This is a genomic window from Bacillus sp. P4_D3 (assembly GCF_056401855.1).
Genome location: NZ_JBFUIN010000916.1, coordinates 1 through 1,074 on the forward strand (window position 1 = coordinate 1; position 1,074 = coordinate 1,074).

2 protein-coding genes are annotated in these 1,074 nt (G+C 36.6%); both read left to right on the top strand.

Annotated elements, in window-relative coordinates; genetic code table 11:
- A partial coding sequence (locus tag AC1DTM_RS27980; RefSeq protein WP_477001423.1) for a phosphopantothenoylcysteine decarboxylase domain-containing protein occupies positions 1 to 640 on the top strand: 640 nt, incomplete at its 5' end.
- Between the two features lie 178 nt (positions 641 to 818).
- A partial coding sequence (locus tag AC1DTM_RS27985; protein WP_477001424.1) for a tetratricopeptide repeat protein occupies positions 819 to 1,074 on the top strand: 256 nt, incomplete at its 3' end.

The following is a 1,074-nucleotide window of genomic DNA, read 5'->3' on the forward strand; positions in this document are numbered from 1 at the left end:
AGTACGTGGACATACAAATTTAGCAAAAGGTACGATTGGAAGAATCATTGCAGAAGAGCTAATGACAAAAGGATCAAATGTTATATATTTGCATGGCTATTTTGCTGAGAAGCCAATGGGTGTAAATAACCAATTAGAATTGCACCCATTTGAGGGGATTATTGATTTACAAGATAAGATGAAAAGTATTATTACACATGAAAAAGTAGATGCAGTTATTATGGCTGCTGCTGGCTCAGATTGGGTTGTTGAAAAAATTTGTGATCAAGATGGAACTGTTCTTAATATGAACGGAAAGATTTCAAGTGATATCGCACCGATTATTCATTTTCAAAAAGCACCAAAAGTATTAAAACAAATAAAGAATTGGGATCCAGAAACGATACTCGTTGGCTTTAAACTTGAAAGTGATGTAAATGAAGCAGAACTTATTGAAAGAGCAAGCAAAAGAATGGAAGGTGCAAAAGCGAGTGTGATGGTAGCGAACTCACCGCATTCTTTATATTCTCGCGGCGCCGTGCATCACGTCATTGGACAAGATGGTAATGTGAAGTTATGTAATGGGAAAGATGAAACTGCAAAAGAAATTGTCAATATGTTAGAGCATTTATGTAATCGTACTACTGCGATGGAAATTTAAGCTTTTAGAAAGAGCTGCAGTCGCATAGTATATAATGGAGTTAATATTAACTTAGTGGGGGAACGTACCCCTCACTAAGTATTAAATTGAATCAAATTAATGGAATAGGCCATTAGCTGCTCGTAAATGTGTAATACATGATATATGCATAATGAACATTTTGTGAGGAGTGGATTGTATGGAACATTTATTAAAGCAAGCTATTAAACTTAGAAATGAAAAGAAATATGCGCAGTCTAGAGAGATACTTATAGGATTAACAAATTTTACGAGAGATGCAGAAGTGCTATATCAATGCGCTTGGATACATGATGTCATGGGTCTTGAAATGGAGGCGGTTCCGTATTATGAACAGRCGATTGCGAACGGACTTGATGGTGAATCACTTCGCGGTGCGTATATCGGTCTTGGCAGTACGTATCGTTGTATAGGGG